The organism is Vibrio sp. 1F279 (assembly GCF_041439815.1).
In the GTDB taxonomy this organism is placed as follows: Bacteria; Pseudomonadota; Gammaproteobacteria; order Enterobacterales; family Vibrionaceae; genus Vibrio; species Vibrio tasmaniensis_A.
On the sequence record NZ_JBGOOU010000001.1, the window covers coordinates 362,202 to 378,988 of the forward strand.

Genomic DNA, 16,787 nt, shown 5'->3' on the forward strand with positions numbered 1-16,787 from the left:
TACTAAATTGATAGATCACTTAATACCGTACATTTACTGCAAAATTGATCTTGTGGAATTGTTCTAAGAAACGAATTTTTAGTGGACTACCAACTCTACCCGGGAAGTCGATGGCTTTTACGGTATTGGCTTGGAGATAAACCAAAATGCTTTTTAAAGCGATGTGAGAAGTTATAAGGATCTTTGTAACCCAAGCGGTTGGCAATCATCGACACCGACCAATCTTGGTATTTTAACAAACTGGTCGCTTTATCCATTCTTAGTTGAATCAACTTGCTGCGTGGTGATAGGTCGAAGAGCGTTTTGGTAACTCGATTAAGCTGCTCTTCGCTGATAAACACCCTTTGAGCCATACCAGCTACTGTCCATGGTTGATGCAGACTACTTTCAATCTCATTATAGAGCGCTTGAACACGAGCGGTGGTGCTTGTTGATTTGGGTTCAAACCCCGTCAACGTTCGGACTATTTCACTCAAGAGTAACTTACGGTAACTGGCTCGGCCCCCTATCTCAAAGTAAACCAAGTTCATTAGTGACCAAACCTGTTCACACTCTCCGAACGGCACAATCCCCTGACCTAGACTTGCGATGTGCAACCATTGCTGAGTGTCGGGGGTCAGCATCCACGCCATTTTCCAATAGTTATATTGCGGGTCGAGTTCAAAACGAAATGGGGTTCCGGCAGGAAGAACCACCAGCGTATACGGTGTAATAGCTTGTACTGATGTCGTGGTTGTTAGAATGCCGCCGCCTTCCATAGTGAAAATCAAAGTATGAACATTAACGGATTCTCGCTCAACCCAATAACCATCGTATAGTTTTGCCATACCGCCCATATAGACACCAAAGCTTTTCATCTCTGGGATATCTTCAACGGTCAAAAAACGTTCTTTGCAATGTTCCGAGAGAAAAACATCATCTTGCCACGTTGATTTAGGCTCCATGGTATCAATGACGGATTCGCACAGGTTTTGTTGTTTTTTAAACATGTTGTTACTTCGCTCAACTCACTATAGTTCTGCCATAAATCGGAGAGCTTATGACAACTAACATCAACCCTAACTCATCTATGAATAACAAGCCAGAGAGCATATTACCTCGTATTGTTAAACTTGGTTTGCCTGTTGCTTTGCAAAGTGCGCTGGTTGCTATTCTTGCCCTTGCTGACGTCTTGATGGTCAGTGATTTTGGTATGGAAGCAGCAGCCGCTGTGGGAATTGCATCAAAATGGCACTTCGTTGCTATTATGATTATGGCAGGGTTGGCCTCAGCAAACGGTACATTAGTCGCTCAATACTGGGGAAAGAATGACCGAAAAAGCGCACGAACAGTATCATCCATCGCGATGGTGTTTGGTTTAAAAGTTCTGCTGCCTGTTACAGCAATCATCACTCTTGGTTCTCAGTTTTTAATGATGTTGCAAACTAGCGATCAAACCGTGATTGAGCTTGGAGCGACTTACCTATGGTATGGGTTCCCTGTTCTACTTCTAACTCACATTGTTGTAGTGGTGGAAGCAAGCATGCGCTCATCAGGTGACACCGTAACCCCACTATTGCTAGGTGGTGTTACCATTGCACTCAACATTGCACTTAACTTCATTCTAATTAAAGGGGCTTTCGGCATTCCAGCAATGGGTGTTGCGGGTGCTGCATTGGCGACAACCTTAGCGCGATTGATTCAAGTGGGCTTAATGTATAGCTACATGCGTGTGCGTAAACACTGGCTGCTAACCACCCCAAGCTCACCACACCGTCCATCACTGTGGCTTTCTTACCGTCGTATTGCGTTGCCGCTAACGATGAATGCCGTGTTGTGGGCAATGGGCACAATGGCATATCAAATGATCTTTGGTCACATGGGCACGACAGAGCTTGCGGTGTTCTCGATGCTCGCGCCGTTCGAATCGCTGTGTTACTCGATCTTCTTTGGTATCTCCGTAGCGTGTTCAGTATTGCTTGGCCATTCGCTGGGCCGTGATGAATTTGATGATGCTATGAGCATGGGTCTAACATTCATTAAAGCCGTCGTTGGCTTTGGCGCTGTCGTTGGCTTGCTACTGTTTATGGGTAAAGAGCATGTACTATCATGGTTAAACCTTTCTACAGATGCATTGTACCCGCTTGCTTCGCCAGCAATGATGATCATGTGTTTTGCAGTGGTGATTCGTATGCTCAACATGGTGATCATTAACGGTATTATTCGTGCTGGTGGTGATAACGCTTTTTGCTTGCGAATGGATTTCATCGCGATGTGGATGGTGGGCATTCCAGTGTGTGTTTACGGCGCGTTTGTCGCTGGATGGGATTTCAAATACATCTATGGCCTGATGTTGGTTGAAGAAGTGGTGAAACTGGCAATATGCTCGCACCGTTATTTGAGCCGACGCTGGATCAATAACCTGACGGTTACCTACGAAGAGCCTCAAGCGGTGTAGCTTTATACATAAAGTATTCTTTCTACAAGACTGCCTTCTGATAAGGCAGTTAGCAGAAACACAAAAGGTCTGAGCAATCAGACCTTTTTCGTTTCTTCTGCGACCAATTTAAAGCACCAGTTACTTCTTGTTCATTCGGATATGGCGATTAGACACATTCGGCAGTGGCTTCTCTGGAACTTTACGTTTCTCATGAATCAAATGTCGTATTGCTAAAATCGGATGCTTAAGTAGCATTCTTGGCCCTGCATAGCGCATCACTAAACGCATCAGCTCTTTAGGGTCAGGCTTATAACAATGAATCGGACACTTATTACAGGTCGGCTTTGCTTCGCCATAAGGGCATCTATCAAGTCGTGTCTCTGCATAACGCAACAGTTGCTCACACTCTTCACATAACGCGTTATTCTGACGAACCGCACCGTGGTGATCTTTGCAGTAGATGTGTACCATCGCAATAACGGTTTTGTACTCCGTTGCGAGTTCGCCATGTAGAATGTTGTTATGTTGGAACATGATTAATTACCTAATGAGAGACCGTACAGGTTGAGATTGACGCTTTCATTAATCGCCTCTTCAACTCGTTCGAACACAAAACCTAACTTAGTCAGCAGTGCGATACTTCGAATGTTATCAGAGGTAGTGATGGCAACTAAATGATCGATATCAGCATTATGATTAGCTTGTTCAATTATCGCTTGTGCCGCTTCCAATGCAAAACCTTGCCCATAGACTTCAGGGACAAAACCATAGCCGATGTCATGAGACTCTAAGTTATCTCGTTTGATTAATCCGCATACTCCAATCGGCGTTGAGGAATCTTTAATTTCAACCACCAATAAGCACACACCTTTCTCTTGATGCATTTTGAGAATGTTGTTTTCTATGTATTCAACAGCCTTGTCAGTATCAGTGATCTCCTTGTCTCCGATGTAACGCAGGAAATCTTCTGAGCTATATAATCGCTGAATAAACGCCGCATCTTGAGGTGTGATCATTCTTAATCGTAAACGTGCGGTCTCGACGGCCTGCATAGTGATATTTTCCTTGCTGAATACCATGTAAATATTGAGTTCTAGATCTAAAATGATTATCCTCCACGCATAAACTAAATACAAGGCTATGCAGCAATGAACCGTAAGAAAAAAATCAATCAAATTCTAAAGAAAAGGCAGAAACAGGCGAATTCTAAACTGCATGGTAGCAACAAGCCTCGCTATATTTCTAAAGCTGACCGCGCAAAAATGGAAGCTGAAGAACAAGCGAAAGCCGCTCTAGAGCAAGCTGAGGGTTCAGTAGAGACAACGGTTGAAGCAGAAGAAGCTGGTATTGAAACTAAAGAAAAAAAAGCTGCAGAGTAAGTTTAAACTCGCAGTGTTCTTGCTAGGCACTCTGACCAGAGGCCACGAACAAGAACAAAAAAAGCAGCCTCTATTTGGGCTGCTTTTTTGATCCTACCGTATTAACCTAGCGACTTAGCTATTCAATTAACCTTTGAATGGTTTAACTTCCCAACGTGCGAACGGCGCTTTTGCATTAATCCCTGCTCTTCCCCAGCGGTCTACCGAGTCAACTACAAGAATTCGCTCATTAGGCACCAGCGACTTAATCAAAGTCGTAGGCTTTTTCGCTGTCACTAACCATAGCGCGTCATCTTCAGAAAACATCGCTTTGAGTTTGGCCTTGTCTTGTTCTGTCCATTCCAGTTCAGCTTTGAACATACGTGCTTCAACAAACAGTTGGCTACCAGAAGCAAAATCTTCCAAGCTTTCTGAAAGTAACAATACTGAATCTACGTCGTTATCCAATAATACCGCTTGTTGCTTGTTAATCAGTTCACGCACATCCAACATCACACGTTGTAGGTTGCTATCAATCGTCTCTGCTTGCGCTGGCCACAACAACTTAAAGTCGTCAGCCACGATGGCGGCCATGCGCGTTAGGTTGGTTGGATTTAACCAAGCATACTTAGACACTTCACCACTTGATAGCGTCAACGCGGCAACACCTTGTGCGCGCGGTGTAATAGCTTGAGCGGCATCCACCTCAACCAAGCGGATATTGCCTTGCCTTGCGTATACAAATGTAGGATCCGCTTGCCAAATAGATGACAGCGTTAACGCAACGGTCGCCTTCTCTCCTGACTTAAGCACCTTGCTTTCACCCTTAGTGCCAAACCAGTTAGGTAAGCGATCAATACCGTAACGTTTTGGTGGTAGGTATTCAGTGGTAATGTCAGTGCCTTTGGTTAACTCTGTTGCCAATGCATAAGTCACAGGTGTGCTCGTTAAGATATCTTCTGCGTTCACGTTTAGCGACACCACAGATCCAGCCATTAACACACTACCAAGTACACCCACTTGAGCCGCTGTTTTTACTGAGCTTGAAATACGATTCATTAAAGGAGTCATGGTTATGCCTTTCTTATAATTCGGTATAGCGTTGCTGCTAGGAAAAACGTTGCAGAAACGATGATGATTGAAGCGCCTGACGGCACAGGCAGTTTAAGTTCCATCGGTAATACCGTTCCGACTAAACATGCAATGGTTGCCAGCAACGCAGAAAGCAAAACAAAGCTTCCCATGCGTTTAGTCAACAATCGCGCCGTAGCACCAGGAATCAATAATAACGCACCAACCAAAACAGCACCCACGATCTTCACCGCAGCAATCGTCACCAAAGTAATCATCATCACAAACAGGTAGTCATAGAAGCTGGTGTTATAGCCGCGCACCTTGGCAATATCCGGGCTAATACAAGTGAGAAGAATACGGTTGAACGTCGGTATCAAGAGCAAAATGATGAGCGCGCAGCTGCCTGCAAGAATCGCTAAGTCTTGATCTGTTACCGTCAGAATCGAACCAAACAGCACATTCTCAAGCATGTGAATGTTGATCTTACGTGCCACGTACATCAACAATGCCGCACCGACCGCTAAAGCGAGCGCAAGAAAAACGCCGACTAAGGTATCGTATGGCACGTTGGTTCTGTTTCTTACAAAGTGAAGAAGCAAAGCAAAGATCATACAGAAGCTAAACAGACCAATAATTGGGTTTTCTGGTGGCTCGCCAAGCAAAACACCAATGGCAATACCGGTTAATGCTGCGTGACCTACCGCTTCAGAGAAGAATGCCAGACGCTTTGCAATGACCAAAGTACCAAGGCCACCTAATAACGGGCCAAGTAACAATGCGGCAACCAGTGCGTTCACCATAAACGCATACATGAAGCTGTCTGATAACAAACCCGCTTCAACGCCACTAGTGGCAAGTTGTCGTAACCACTCCATTACGCAACCTCCTTCGATTTGGGGATGGCAGATCCACTGCTATAGTGCTGAAACAGACTCTCGATTTTAGTAGGGTGTAGTACTTGTTCATGTGGACCACTATCCACCAAGAATCGATTCACAACATGTACATTCGCTTCAAGGCGACGCACTGCGGTTACATCATGGTGAACGGCAAGAATCGTACGGCCTTCATCAACACATTCACGAACTAGCGATTCTAAATAACGAACGCCCTGCTCATCCATGCCAGTCGTAGGTTCATCCAACACCAATAGGCTTGGGTTATCCAATAAGGCTTGAGCAAACAACACACGTTGCTGCTCGCCACCCGACAATTGACCCATACGGCGGTCGCTACGAGTCGCCATTCCCACACGGTCGAGTTGCGCTAATGCAAGATCCAATTGCTTAGACTTACGACGCCAAAACAGTGGAATTCGAGTTTGGTTAAGCAGGACGAAATCCATTACCGTCAGAGGTAAGCTCGATTCGAAGGTCGCTTTCTGAGGAACGTAACCAATGCTTGGCTTTTCTGGCCAATGAATGTTGATTTGCCCAGAGAAAGGCGTCAAACCAAGAACTGAACGTAGCAAAGAGGTTTTGCCACCGCCGTTTGGCCCCATGATCACATGGCACTCACCCGCTTTAAGATCTAGCGTGATATCATCAAGAATCACGTTGTTGTCGTATTGCAGACCGAGTTGGTTGATTGAAATCGATGGACCTTGCATTACGCCTTCCCGCTTTTAGTCTGGTTAGCCGCAGCAAATTTCATGGCTTCGATTAACGTTTCTAAGTTCTTCTTCATCTCAACTTCTACCTTATCGTCTTGATACTCACCGTGCGTCATGTGAGAGAAACGATAAAGCTGAACGCCTGTTTCTGCTTCAATCGTGTCAACAAAGCGGTTTGGCATGTTTAGCTCGTAGAACAGAACATCAATGCCTGATGCGCGGATTTTCTCGATCGTATCTTGCAGTTGGCTCGCACTTGGTTCAACACCGTGTGCAGGCTCAATCACCGCCGCAACATCCACACCAAACTCTTGAAGGATATAGCCATAAGCATTGTGCGTGGTCGCCACTTTCATACCTGATGTATCGAGTTCACCTAATGACAACATCGCATCACGCTTCATAAAGCGAAATTGCTTAGCGTACTTACGTGCATTCTTACGATAAAAAGCTGCATTGTCTGGATCGAGTTTAGAAACTTCACTCGCGATGGTGTACACCTTTTGGATTGTTGTAGAAAGTCCAACAAACGTATGTGGGTTCACCGCGCCTTGGCCAACAGACTGGCCTAATGCAGGAAGTAGAGGTACTTCTTTGTTCGCTTCGATGACCATTAAATCATCACGTTGCGCAGCTGAAATGACTTTTAGTGCGAAGTCATCGTGGCCAATACCGTTTACCACGATTGCATCCATCTGGCTCAATCGCTTCAAGTCATTTGGTTGTGGTAAGTAGTTATGCGGGTTAAAGCCAGCATCAACCAAAGGAAGGATGTTCACTTTGTCACCTACCACTGCTTTTACGTAGCTATAGTAAGGCTGTAGGGTAATACCTATCGTCAACTTATCGCTGTCGACTGTGTATTCTTTTGCCAATGCATTGGGTGTCGATAACACCGCCATTAACGACATCAATAGAGTCATGAATCGCATAGTAAATCTCTTATTATTTGTGAACTTATGGTCAATGAGCTGATTAGTCCGTAAGCTTTTTGATTTTGTGAACATCTTCTTTTTGAACATATTGCTGATGAGAACCTAAAGTTTGAAACATTGCTTAATGAGAAGCAGCGTCATGTTGTTCAGATACTTCTGACTCGTTCACCACCAGTTTCCAGCCTGCGGATTCCAATGTGTTTTCATCAAATTGAGTAGGTTGGCTTGCGACACCACCAAAGAAAATCCAGATTTCCGGAGAAACACTATTCGCATTCAAAATAAAGGAGTCCGCGAAGCCATGATCGCTTTGTGCAGCATATTCACTTGATGTAGCGTGTTCACTTGGCGTAGAAAAGTAGTAACCACGCTCGTCCAATAGCCAAGCATGAGAACCTTTGCGCTTCCAACTCTGGTCTTCAACAAATGGCGCAACCCATTCATCTTTAAGTGACACAACACTTGGCCATTCGCCGTCTAAGTCCATGCGAAGATCACGAATCTCTTCATGAGCTAAACGGAGTTCTGACAGCATCGCCAAGTTTTCTTGTTCAACATCAGTCACTAAGACTTGGTGATCAAGGGTCACTTCGATATGAGATTCTGCTTGATTAAACGGAATAGCAACCGTCGCAAAACAAAGGATGAATATAATGATTAGGCCAACCCACTTGCCCTCTCTTCCGCCTGTGTCAGCGCGTACACTTTGAATCATCATTTTTCTTTGATCTCTACAACGTCGACTTCAACAGGAAACTCGTGACCTGAATCAAACACAAGGTAAAACTCAGAATTTGGGTTTGGAAATTCGACAATAGAGCGTTTATCCGTCATCTCTTTCGCTATCAAGTTATCTTCGTAGTCGTACATCGCGACTGCGTAATCTATCGCTTTACTACCATCAGAGTAACCCGCTTCACAGGCAACCGTTTTGCCTTCAAACCAACAGCTCATCAACGGAAAATGTGCTTGCACAGGTAATGCAGCGAAACCAAGTCCCAGAGCTAAGCAAGGAGTCATTAATACGTTAAGTTTTGTTTTTATTGTCATGGTTCGTACCCTAGCCACAGTGCAAATTCTCAGTAGTAAACTGAGCAATAAAGGGCTCAAATGAGCCCTTGTCTTTTTCAACTAATAATGGTGACCAAAAAGTTCTAGTCAGATAGTTGGTAGTCTAATAATTCAAGGATTCAGCCCCGGAAAAACCGCCTATTGAATCTGAGCTTCGAACGTTAGGTGCACATTCGCACTTGCTTTGTCTGCCAATGGGTTGTCAACCAACTCTCCTTTATAGTTCGCTTTCATTATGTAACGACCAGCAACGGCCGGAGTGAAAGTAATTTCACCATTTTCATTACTCACTAAATCAATTTGTTCTTGATGGTTGCGGTAAAGCGTACCTTCACGAGTAATATCTACTTTCACGTCTTTCTGGATTTCACCGTTGAAGAAGAATTGGAATGTCACCGGTTCGCCTTCAAGAATGTCGGAAGGGTGTGTCACGGGCTTCAACTCAAGAAGCTTGCCTTCAATTTTGAATACTGTTTCCGTTGGCTTTCCAACAGTAATGTAGCTTTCTGCGCGAGTGAAGCTGAGCTGTGTTATCACGTCACGTGGATTCTCAGGTAGCAATGAATCACGCTCAACTTTGGTTGCTTTAATCCATTTCTCTGTGTCACGACGACCCGCTTTGTATAGCGTGTAGTATGACGGCTGGTTGTTAATCGCAACCTTGTGTGTGCCTTCTTCTTCAAAGTAAAAATCAAAGATTGAACGGCGTTTACTAAGAACAACAAAATTGGGACGCTCGTTACGACCATCTGGCATAATTACATATGCATTTTCGCTGCCCGCTGGTTTATCATAAACAAACGCTCCATGAGATGCCGTCACATCGAACGTTAGCCAATCCCCTCCCTCTTTAGAAACGGTGAAATGAGAAGGCAAAACCCAACGAGGGTGAGCTTGTGCAGTCGTCGTTGCTGCTAGACCGAACGCCATTACACCCGCAAGAGCAAGCGCCTTTATTTTTGTCTGTTTCATCATGTTCAATTCCATTATTTGTAATTTTTAATCGTGTCACTCAATGAGCGTCTACGATGGCTACCATTATTTATCGCTTCTTTATCTACTACTTAACGATATAGTTGAGCGTAATCTGACCGGTCTCTTCCGTTGGTTCTAATTGGTAAGAAGCATTTTTGTCAGTGAGTGCTACTTTTTGGCGAAGATAGTTTCGGCCACCATGTTCACGTACAACTTCAATATGAACCGTGTATTCACCTTGCTCTAACGATTGACCGGCATCATTTTTGCCATCCCAAGCAAAACGATATTGACCAACAGGACGTGTTGCGGAAGTCACGGCATCAACGAGTTCGCGGTCGTAACGTCCGACTTTTCGCCACCAACTTCGTAAATCTTTAAGCCATTCATCTTGGCCGACCCAAAGCTCGATCGTTTTCACTGACTTTCTTTCACTGTTCTCTACCCATATCGCTACGTAAGGGCGCTTGTATGGAGAGGCCTCAATTCTTGGTAACTCGAAATGCACATCGAGCTTTGCTGTGTCAGGAATCACCTCAGCCATGCCTAAGCTTGGTAAAAGAGACAAAGCAAGGAGCGATTTGCTCCAATTCATTTTTTTCATGTTTAACAACCTTTCAAATCCGTTGCGCCTTTAATTCACCTTCACACCGCCTCATGGATCGGATCGCGGGTTACGGTACGGCGACAAAATAGATAGCAAGTGAAATTGCAGACCCAAATACCGTCCATTTAATAGAGGTATTGAGTGTTTTTTTCTTAGGTAACAGTAAGCACACGCCAGTCAGTACAAAGAAGACCATCAGTAGTGCAGTGATATCGATGAACCATTTCCAGACCTCACCGCTGTTACGACCTTTGTGTAGGTCGTTCAACAGGGCAATCACGCCGTAATTCGTGGTTTCGACCTCGACCATTTCAGAAGTCACATCAACAAACACAGAAGCGTTGTAGCCAGGTCCTTTGAAGTCCATAGACACTTCACCGATGAGCAACTCACCGTCTTCAATCTCTGCGTAGATGTCTAACCCCGAAGGAACGCCAGATAGGTTTGCTTCTTCAAATAAAAACTTTTCAAAAGCAGACTCGTCGGCTTTCAGTCGACCGTCTTGAATCGTAAACAAACTCGTGGGAAGCGTTAGCGTAGAGTGTTGGATATTGGGTTGGCTGGATTCAAATAGCTCAGGGCGATTAAGGGTGATGCCTGTCACTGAAAAGAAAAGAACAACAAACAACAGCGCCATAGAAATATAAACATGAAGTCGACGAGCCCATGATTGAACTGCCCTACTTTTTAACGACATACAAACCAGTACCTATAGATTTTATGGCGATAATTTAGTTGATAATAATTCGTATTGGCATTCAATTTACATTGTTTACGTTTCTCGCGCGTCGCAAGGAAATTCACATAACATCTACTGAAGAACAATCGAACTGTATACGTATAAGAATCGCGGCAATATAAGTGGGAAACGTAGATATCCTGAGCTCTAGAGCTTATAAAATGGCCCTGTTTAGTCGGAGTTCCGTGCATTTAAGAAAGGAAGTTGAAGCTATTTAGAACAGAGATCACTATCAAGGGCATTGGCATGACGATTAGCTCAAGAGTGGTTTAAGCTTATTGACTATAAAACAGACATAACCATGCAAGTTTAAAAGGATTTAGAAATGCGTATGATTGTAGCTTTGGCTGTATTGGTAACGGCTTGTACTAGCCAGATTGTTAGTACTGACGAATATATCGAGAGTTACATCGGTTCCAATATTACCGATGCGCAAGCTTTGTATTTAACGCCCCACTCTCAAGCCGTTACATTTTGGGAGTCACGCACATTTGCTTGGGTAGAAACTCAAACCTCACTCGAGAATGGTGAAATACAACATTCTTTCAAAAACCCCTATCGTGACTGCACCATTAACTGGATTGTAGACCAAAGCGGAGTGATCATTGCGGGATCACACAGTGGCGAGATGTGCAGCCTTTAACTTGAATTTTCTTTATCTTTATACCAATCGTAGTAAATAACTGTTCATCCTAGCTGGTTAAAACACTCGATAACATCGTTAGAAATTTTGATTGTAGAATAACTACTTATCGAAAATTTCCGCCTTGTTCTCAAGCATTTTTCCTGCGCTATTTATGATCACTTACTTACCGTGATTGGTATTATTCTTACCTCAGTCAAATAACAGCACCGCTCAGGCACCTAGGTTTAAGGTTTAAGTCTATTGAATACAAAAAAAGGGTGTCATTTGAACATTCAAATGACACCCTTTCACTGTCTTATTTAGTACTCTGCTTTCTAGCTTCTAACTATATGTGATTAGGCGTTTCCACTTTCGCTTACCGTTCTCAGCTGGGTCAAATATTTGATCCACCCTTTAGCCTCAGGAGACGGTTCAATGTTGTTCGCCCGCTTAGCTTGAGCGAGAGCATTATCTAAGTTCTTCAGCTTATACCATGAACGTACTTTCGCTAATGCAACGTCAGCTTGCTTGTTCTTGTCTTTCACTTTGTCTAAAGCAACCAGAGCTCGCTTGTAGTAACCTTGCTGAACCAATAATTGAGCAACATTCCAATGGTATCGAGTGTTCATGTTCGACGCTAACGTCCACACTTCAATAGCATTGTCCCACTCTTTTGCTAGCTGCCAGTAGGTTGCTTGCTCAGCCAGAAGTTGAACATCGCTGTTTGCGTCATCTAACTTGCTAATTTCTTGCGCAGCGCGCTCAGGGATGCCTCGTTTCGCGTACAGTTGAGCAAGTAGCCTACGGTCTGAATTATTCAGTTCAACACCTTGTAGCTCAGCAAGCGCTAAGGTATTCAACGCATCTCGGCTACGCTCTAGTCTTAACTGAATCCCGACCAGTTGACGCCACCAGTTGTCTTTTTCGGGTTGAAGTTCAACTAAACTTTCTAACGTATGAATTGATTGCTTCCATTGTTTTAACTGTAGTTGAGCTCCCAGCTTTAACGAGAGAGGCGACAACTGTGGTTCTGAATTGAACTTGTCGCGATTACCAATGGCCACCAGTACTTTCGTCCAGTTTTCAATTTGGTATTCAGCTTGAGCAATTCGCATCCATAGCGTGTCTTTCTTTTCAGTTTCCGGTGCTGTTTTAACGAGCTCATAATAGTGTGGTAATGCCGCTTTAAAATGCTGCTCGCTAAGCAGTAAATCAGCTAACATACGTTTCGTTACCCAAGCTTGTTCATCGACCAATAAGCGACTATCCACTGCATAAGTAAGCTGCTTGATTGCCGTCTCTGTTTTACCATCTTGCCAGTAAAACACACCAAGCATGCGAGCGACATAGGCTTTGTCATAGCCTTTAGATAACTCTAAACTAGCCAAAACCTCAATCGCCTGTTTAACCTGCTCCTCTTGAGCAAGTTTATTCGCCTTTTGAACACGAATAACGGTGTATTGGGTTAGCTCTTTTGCCGGTACTGTAAGGGGCAGTATCAACAAGCCCACTAATATCCATATCTGTTTCATCATTTTGCCAACTTAAACTCTAGTTTCACGGTTTGACCAACCTGAGCGACCGCTTTTCCATCGATGACTTTGGGTTGATACTTCCATTTTTTAAGTGCTCTTATCGCTTCACGTTCAAACATACGACGTGGATTTGCATCCGTAACTTGAATATCAACAGAACGTCCTGTTTCATCGATTGTAAAAGACAAAATGACATACCCTTCTGCGCCACGCTTTAGCGCTTTTGCTGGATAACGAGGTTCAACTCGATAAAGCGGCATTACCTGTTGATTTGACCCAAAATCAGAAAATGTTGGAGCGTTAATCGCTAGGCCTTCAATTGAAGTATTCAAATCCAGTGAAGACAGTGAAGACATTGAATTCAGAGGCGTTACTTCAGCTTGCGACTGAGACGTTTGCGCTTGCGGTGGCGGCTCTGGCATTTCGGGTTGTTCCGGGACTGCACGTTGTCTTCTCTGTACTTCTTGTTCTTGTTCAACCATCACCATGTTGAAACTTAACGTCTCACCATTTTCTGGCGAACGTTGGTGTCCATTATCGACCATCCAAGCCATGAAAGAAAATAGTGCTAAACCCAACGCTCCCGCTAAAGGTAATGCAAGAAATAGGCGAATCATTGATTAAGATCCTCCAAGATCATCGCTTTTCAGCAGCGAGCGCGATGTTTTTAACACCCGCACCTTTCGCGGCGTCCATCACTTTAACAACCGTACCGTTGTAAGCGTGTTCATCCGCTTGAATAACCAAAGAAGCATCAGGTTGTTCTAGCAACAAGTGTTCTAACGTCGCTTGAACACGTTCAACATCCACAACACGTTTATCTATGAAAATGTCATTCGAAGAAGTAATCGCGACAAAGATACCTGCATCTTTTTGGCTCACTACATTTGAAGCTTGCGGGCGATTGACTTCAACACCAGATTCACGAACAAATGAACTCGTCACAATGAAGAAAATAAGCATGATGAATACGATATCAAGCATCGAAGTAAGGTCTATTTGAGCCTCTTCGTTTTTAGAATGACGTCGACCGAGTCTCATCGTTGACTCCTTAAAGATTTTTCTAATTTCAATTCTAAGCGGTTACAGACTTTCGCTAAACGAGCATGAACAAACATGCCCGCTAATGCAGCAACCATACCCGCCATCGTTGGTAAAGTTGCCAACGAGATACCTGAGACCATCAATTTAGGATCACTGCTTCCTTGAGTCGCCATGACATCAAAAACGGAGATCATACCGGTTACGGTACCGAGCAAACCCAACATCGGACAAATAGCAACTAACAGCTTAATAAAGTTCAAGTTTTGGTTAAGCAAGATACTCGCTTGCCCCAACCAACCTTCACGAATGGCTTTAGCATGCCAAGAAGAGTGATCTTCTCTTTCATGCCACTTTGTAATCCAAGCTTGGCGTTGCTTTGGAAAATAGAACGCGAGATAAAGCACACGTTCTACCACAAGTACCCAAAAAACGAGGACGACAGCCGCTAGCCACCACAGGACGAAACCGCCCTGCTCCATAAAGTTTGATAAAGACAGCAGCCAGTTACTCGTTAACCAACTCGCTGGTAATAGAGAACCCGACAAAATATCCATTACGCGGCAGTCCCAACTTGTGAAACAACAGCGCTTGGTTCAATAGACTTCTCTGCCTGCTCAGCAACAAGGCCAATGCCCTGCTTCTCCAGAATATTTCGAATGTTCTCTGACTGAGTACTCAGAATGTTGTGTGCCAATAGCAGTGGCATTGCAGCAACAAGGCCAAGTACCGTTGTAACAAGTGCCATCGAAATACCGCCCGCCATTACTTTAGGGTCACCATTACCAAACTGTGTGATCACTTGGAATGTTTCGATCATGCCGGTTACGGTACCTAGCAAGCCAAGCATTGGTGCTAGAGCAGCTAGAAGCTTCAGCATTGATAAACCTTTCTCTAGGTGAGTTTGTTCATCCACTACCGCTTCTAAAAGTCGCAGTTCTAATGCTTCTACTGTTTGATTTTTCTCTTTGCTGTAAACCGCAAGAACACGACCCAGAGGGTTATTACCTGCTTGTTTTGGGTTCTTAAGCTGTGCACGAATCTTCTGACGAGCGATAGCCAAAGAAATACCACGAACCAATGCGATGATTAAGCCAATTGCCAACAAGCCAAGAATAACTTTACCTACTAGGCCACCAGCTTGCAGACGATCAGCTAGGCTTGGTTCCAAAGCTAATTGTTCTAGCATGAATCCACGAGAAGGATCGACGACCACGTTAGACACTTCGCCATTCGCTAAAGTAGAAAGCGACGCCAGTGTTGGACCTTGTGATGGCTGCTTCAAGTAAACTATTGCATCTTGATGTTTAGCATCCCACCATACGTAACCAGACTCAGCGACTAAACCAATAGAACCCAGTCGATAAGCTTCTGCCTTTTCAGTAACCCCTTCACTATTAACTAGTGAAACTGTCGACTTACTTATCTCTGAACTTGCTTGAATTTGCTCCATCATGCTCAACCAAAGACCTGTTAACTGGGGCATTGACGGTAATGATTTTGCGTCCACGATTTGATAGACAGTTTCTGTATACGCTGCGCGATCTACGTTAGTTACTGTATCCGTAAGCTCATGTTCAAGGTCTTTTGCATTTTGTCTTACAACGCCAAACAACTCACCTAAGCTACCTGTTTCTAAACGCAGTTTCTCTTCTAAACGAGCAAGCTTGTTTTCGTTATCACTGAATGTCTGAGTCAGAACATCGGTCGCACCTTGAATAGAGCTACGTTTAGCTTCAAGCTGTGCTTTGATCGCTTTGAGTTCTTGTTCTGTCTTTTTAAAGTCAGCTTCACGAATTACGTTATGAGACGCTTGCGTGCGACTCTCTGATTTTGCTTTGTTAACAAGCTGAGCTGTCGTGTCTGATGCAGAGAAAGCAGAAAATGAAATTGACGTAATACAAAGCAATGCTGCTAATGGCTTTAAGTTCATTACTTAACCTCCGCAACAGTTAAAGAAACAGGTAAAGTGATTAAGCTTGGAGACGCTTGCTTATTAGCAATATCGTACGCTTTGTCCAACTCAGATTTCATCGAAGAATCCAACTCTTGCCATTGATCGCTATTTTGGTCCCAAGACCAATATTGGGTACCATTTAAGTTACGAGCGACCAGTGAAATGCGGCCAAGATGCAAAATATCAACTTCAAGCACTTTATCTTGACTTAACTCGACACGGCTTGAATAAGAACTTAGCTTAATACCGTAATCCACTTCAATTTGGTACGCCTCTAAAATACGGCGATATTTTTCAGCATCACTGACATCAGCACGAGTCATCATCGCTTTCAGCTTTTCAACGCGACGCAGACGGCTATTTGTCTTGAAAGGTAGATCGCTTTCAATAACTTCCTGGAGACCATCGATCATCTTGTACATTAAAGGCACAACACCTTGACGTGTTAGTTTGATTTCGTCGATCTGCCCTTCAATACTCTGCGCTTCTTGATCTTGGCTCTTAACCAATGCGGCAAGATGATCGTGATAGATTTCTAAATTTTTCACTTCTTCTTGCAGACGCTCAACCTCAGCTTGCAGCAATAATGTTGCTTGTGAGCTTTTATCAATAACCTTTTGGCTCGAAGCCGACGCGTTATTGGTCTTGTTTTGAATTGATTGAGCTTGATCCAAGCTGTTTGCCATCGATGACGTTGCAACCAAACTGATGGCAAGTGCTAGGCTAGTTTTTAAAAGATTCATAATTGTAGTCATTTACTTTAGAAGAAGAACAAATGAGTTTTATTGATAAGCAGTCTCATTATCATTAAAAACCACTCGCATTGCTAGGGGTATTTT

General features: G+C 43.9%; 21 protein-coding genes. 3 read left to right on the forward strand and 18 right to left on the reverse strand.

All coding sequences use genetic code 11. The features are described 5' to 3' along the window. Positions 1-95: 95 nt before the first annotated feature. Entirely contained in the window at positions 96-989 is an 894-nt protein-coding gene (locus tag ACED60_RS01545) for a helix-turn-helix domain-containing protein (protein WP_371726754.1), read from the reverse strand. A gap of 50 nt (positions 990-1,039) precedes the next feature. Here ACED60_RS01545 and ACED60_RS01550 point away from each other — a divergent pair, with 50 nt between their 5' ends. Further along, positions 1,040-2,437, forward strand: a complete 1,398-nt coding sequence (locus ACED60_RS01550; RefSeq protein WP_371726755.1) for an MATE family efflux transporter — start codon at positions 1,040-1,042, stop codon at positions 2,435-2,437. A 120-nt stretch (positions 2,438-2,557) separates the two neighbouring features. On the opposite strand, the gene ACED60_RS01555 is transcribed toward ACED60_RS01550, so the two are convergent. Both ACED60_RS01555 and ACED60_RS01560 read right to left on the reverse strand, forming a co-directional pair. Further along, on the reverse strand, positions 2,558-2,953 hold the full coding sequence (locus ACED60_RS01555) for a nitrous oxide-stimulated promoter family protein (RefSeq protein WP_371726756.1): 396 nt from the start codon (positions 2,951-2,953) through the stop codon (positions 2,558-2,560). A gap of 2 nt (positions 2,954-2,955) precedes the next feature. Further along, positions 2,956-3,471, reverse strand: a complete 516-nt coding sequence (locus ACED60_RS01560; RefSeq protein WP_371726757.1) for a GNAT family N-acetyltransferase — start codon at positions 3,469-3,471, stop codon at positions 2,956-2,958. A gap of 96 nt (positions 3,472-3,567) precedes the next feature. Here ACED60_RS01560 and ACED60_RS01565 point away from each other — a divergent pair, with 96 nt between their 5' ends. After that, positions 3,568-3,798, forward strand: coding sequence for a DUF2986 domain-containing protein (locus ACED60_RS01565; protein ID WP_009845393.1), 231 nt, complete (start codon positions 3,568-3,570; stop codon positions 3,796-3,798). 126 nt (positions 3,799-3,924) lie between these two features. Here ACED60_RS01565 and ACED60_RS01570 read toward each other — a convergent pair whose 3' ends face one another. The 9 genes from ACED60_RS01570 to ACED60_RS01610 form a co-directional block, all read right to left on the reverse strand. Beyond that, positions 3,925-4,848 carry an ABC transporter substrate-binding protein gene (locus ACED60_RS01570; RefSeq protein ID WP_371726758.1) on the reverse strand — a complete coding sequence of 308 codons (924 nt, stop codon included), beginning with the start codon at positions 4,846-4,848 and terminating at the stop codon, positions 3,925-3,927. A 2-nt stretch (positions 4,849-4,850) separates the two neighbouring features. Continuing rightward, positions 4,851-5,726: a metal ABC transporter permease gene (locus ACED60_RS01575; protein ID WP_371726759.1), complete on the reverse strand. Its 876-nt coding sequence runs from the start codon at positions 5,724-5,726 to the stop codon at positions 4,851-4,853. Next, the gene (locus ACED60_RS01580; RefSeq protein WP_017097630.1) at positions 5,726-6,460 is read right to left on the reverse strand and encodes a metal ABC transporter ATP-binding protein; all 735 of its coding nucleotides are present in this window, start codon (positions 6,458-6,460) and stop codon (positions 5,726-5,728) included. The genes ACED60_RS01575 and ACED60_RS01580 overlap by 1 nt, the downstream gene beginning before the upstream one ends. Continuing rightward, positions 6,460-7,395: a metal ABC transporter solute-binding protein, Zn/Mn family gene (locus ACED60_RS01585; protein WP_371726760.1), complete on the reverse strand. Its 936-nt coding sequence runs from the start codon at positions 7,393-7,395 to the stop codon at positions 6,460-6,462. The genes ACED60_RS01580 and ACED60_RS01585 overlap by 1 nt, the downstream gene beginning before the upstream one ends. Before the next feature lie 124 nt (positions 7,396-7,519). Further along, a complete protein-coding gene (locus ACED60_RS01590; RefSeq protein WP_017097632.1) occupies positions 7,520-8,116 on the reverse strand; it encodes a DUF6162 family protein in 597 nt (198 codons plus the stop codon). Beyond that, on the reverse strand, positions 8,113-8,448 hold the full coding sequence (locus tag ACED60_RS01595) for a hypothetical protein (protein ID WP_009845399.1): 336 nt from the start codon (positions 8,446-8,448) through the stop codon (positions 8,113-8,115). Before ACED60_RS01595 ends, ACED60_RS01590 begins: the two co-directional genes overlap by 4 nt. A gap of 159 nt (positions 8,449-8,607) precedes the next feature. Beyond that, complete coding sequence (locus ACED60_RS01600; protein WP_371726761.1) at positions 8,608-9,444, reverse strand: DUF4198 domain-containing protein; 837 nt, start codon at positions 9,442-9,444, stop codon at positions 8,608-8,610. 85 nt (positions 9,445-9,529) lie between these two features. Next, positions 9,530-10,048, reverse strand: coding sequence for a DUF2271 domain-containing protein (locus ACED60_RS01605; RefSeq protein ID WP_371726762.1), 519 nt, complete (start codon positions 10,046-10,048; stop codon positions 9,530-9,532). Positions 10,049-10,118: 70 nt separating this feature from the next. Then, entirely contained in the window at positions 10,119-10,748 is a 630-nt protein-coding gene (locus tag ACED60_RS01610; RefSeq protein WP_017097635.1) for a PepSY-associated TM helix domain-containing protein, read from the reverse strand. 367 nt (positions 10,749-11,115) lie between these two features. Here ACED60_RS01610 and ACED60_RS01615 point away from each other — a divergent pair, with 367 nt between their 5' ends. After that, positions 11,116-11,433 carry a hypothetical protein gene (locus ACED60_RS01615; protein WP_371726763.1) on the forward strand — a complete coding sequence of 106 codons (318 nt, stop codon included), beginning with the start codon at positions 11,116-11,118 and terminating at the stop codon, positions 11,431-11,433. Between the two features lie 338 nt (positions 11,434-11,771). On the opposite strand, the gene ACED60_RS01620 is transcribed toward ACED60_RS01615, so the two are convergent. The 6 genes from ACED60_RS01620 to ACED60_RS01645 are packed head-to-tail and all read right to left on the reverse strand — an operon-like array spanning position 11,772 to position 16,691. Next, positions 11,772-12,950, reverse strand: coding sequence for a tetratricopeptide repeat protein (locus ACED60_RS01620; protein WP_371726764.1), 1,179 nt, complete (start codon positions 12,948-12,950; stop codon positions 11,772-11,774). Next, the gene (locus ACED60_RS01625) at positions 12,947-13,567 is read right to left on the reverse strand and encodes an energy transducer TonB (protein WP_122047361.1); all 621 of its coding nucleotides are present in this window, start codon (positions 13,565-13,567) and stop codon (positions 12,947-12,949) included. The genes ACED60_RS01620 and ACED60_RS01625 overlap by 4 nt, the downstream gene beginning before the upstream one ends. 19 nt (positions 13,568-13,586) lie before the next feature. After that, positions 13,587-13,991 (reverse strand): ExbD/TolR family protein, encoded by a 405-nt coding sequence (locus ACED60_RS01630; protein WP_371726765.1) that lies wholly within the window; start codon positions 13,989-13,991, stop codon positions 13,587-13,589. Beyond that, on the reverse strand, positions 13,988-14,548 hold the full coding sequence (locus tag ACED60_RS01635) for a MotA/TolQ/ExbB proton channel family protein (protein WP_371726766.1): 561 nt from the start codon (positions 14,546-14,548) through the stop codon (positions 13,988-13,990). The genes ACED60_RS01630 and ACED60_RS01635 overlap by 4 nt, the downstream gene beginning before the upstream one ends. After that, positions 14,548-15,924, reverse strand: a complete 1,377-nt coding sequence (locus tag ACED60_RS01640; RefSeq protein WP_371726767.1) for a MotA/TolQ/ExbB proton channel family protein — start codon at positions 15,922-15,924, stop codon at positions 14,548-14,550. Before ACED60_RS01640 ends, ACED60_RS01635 begins: the two co-directional genes overlap by 1 nt. After that, on the reverse strand, positions 15,924-16,691 hold the full coding sequence (locus ACED60_RS01645) for a DUF3450 domain-containing protein (RefSeq protein WP_017102102.1): 768 nt from the start codon (positions 16,689-16,691) through the stop codon (positions 15,924-15,926). Before ACED60_RS01645 ends, ACED60_RS01640 begins: the two co-directional genes overlap by 1 nt. Positions 16,692-16,787 lie beyond the last annotated feature (96 nt).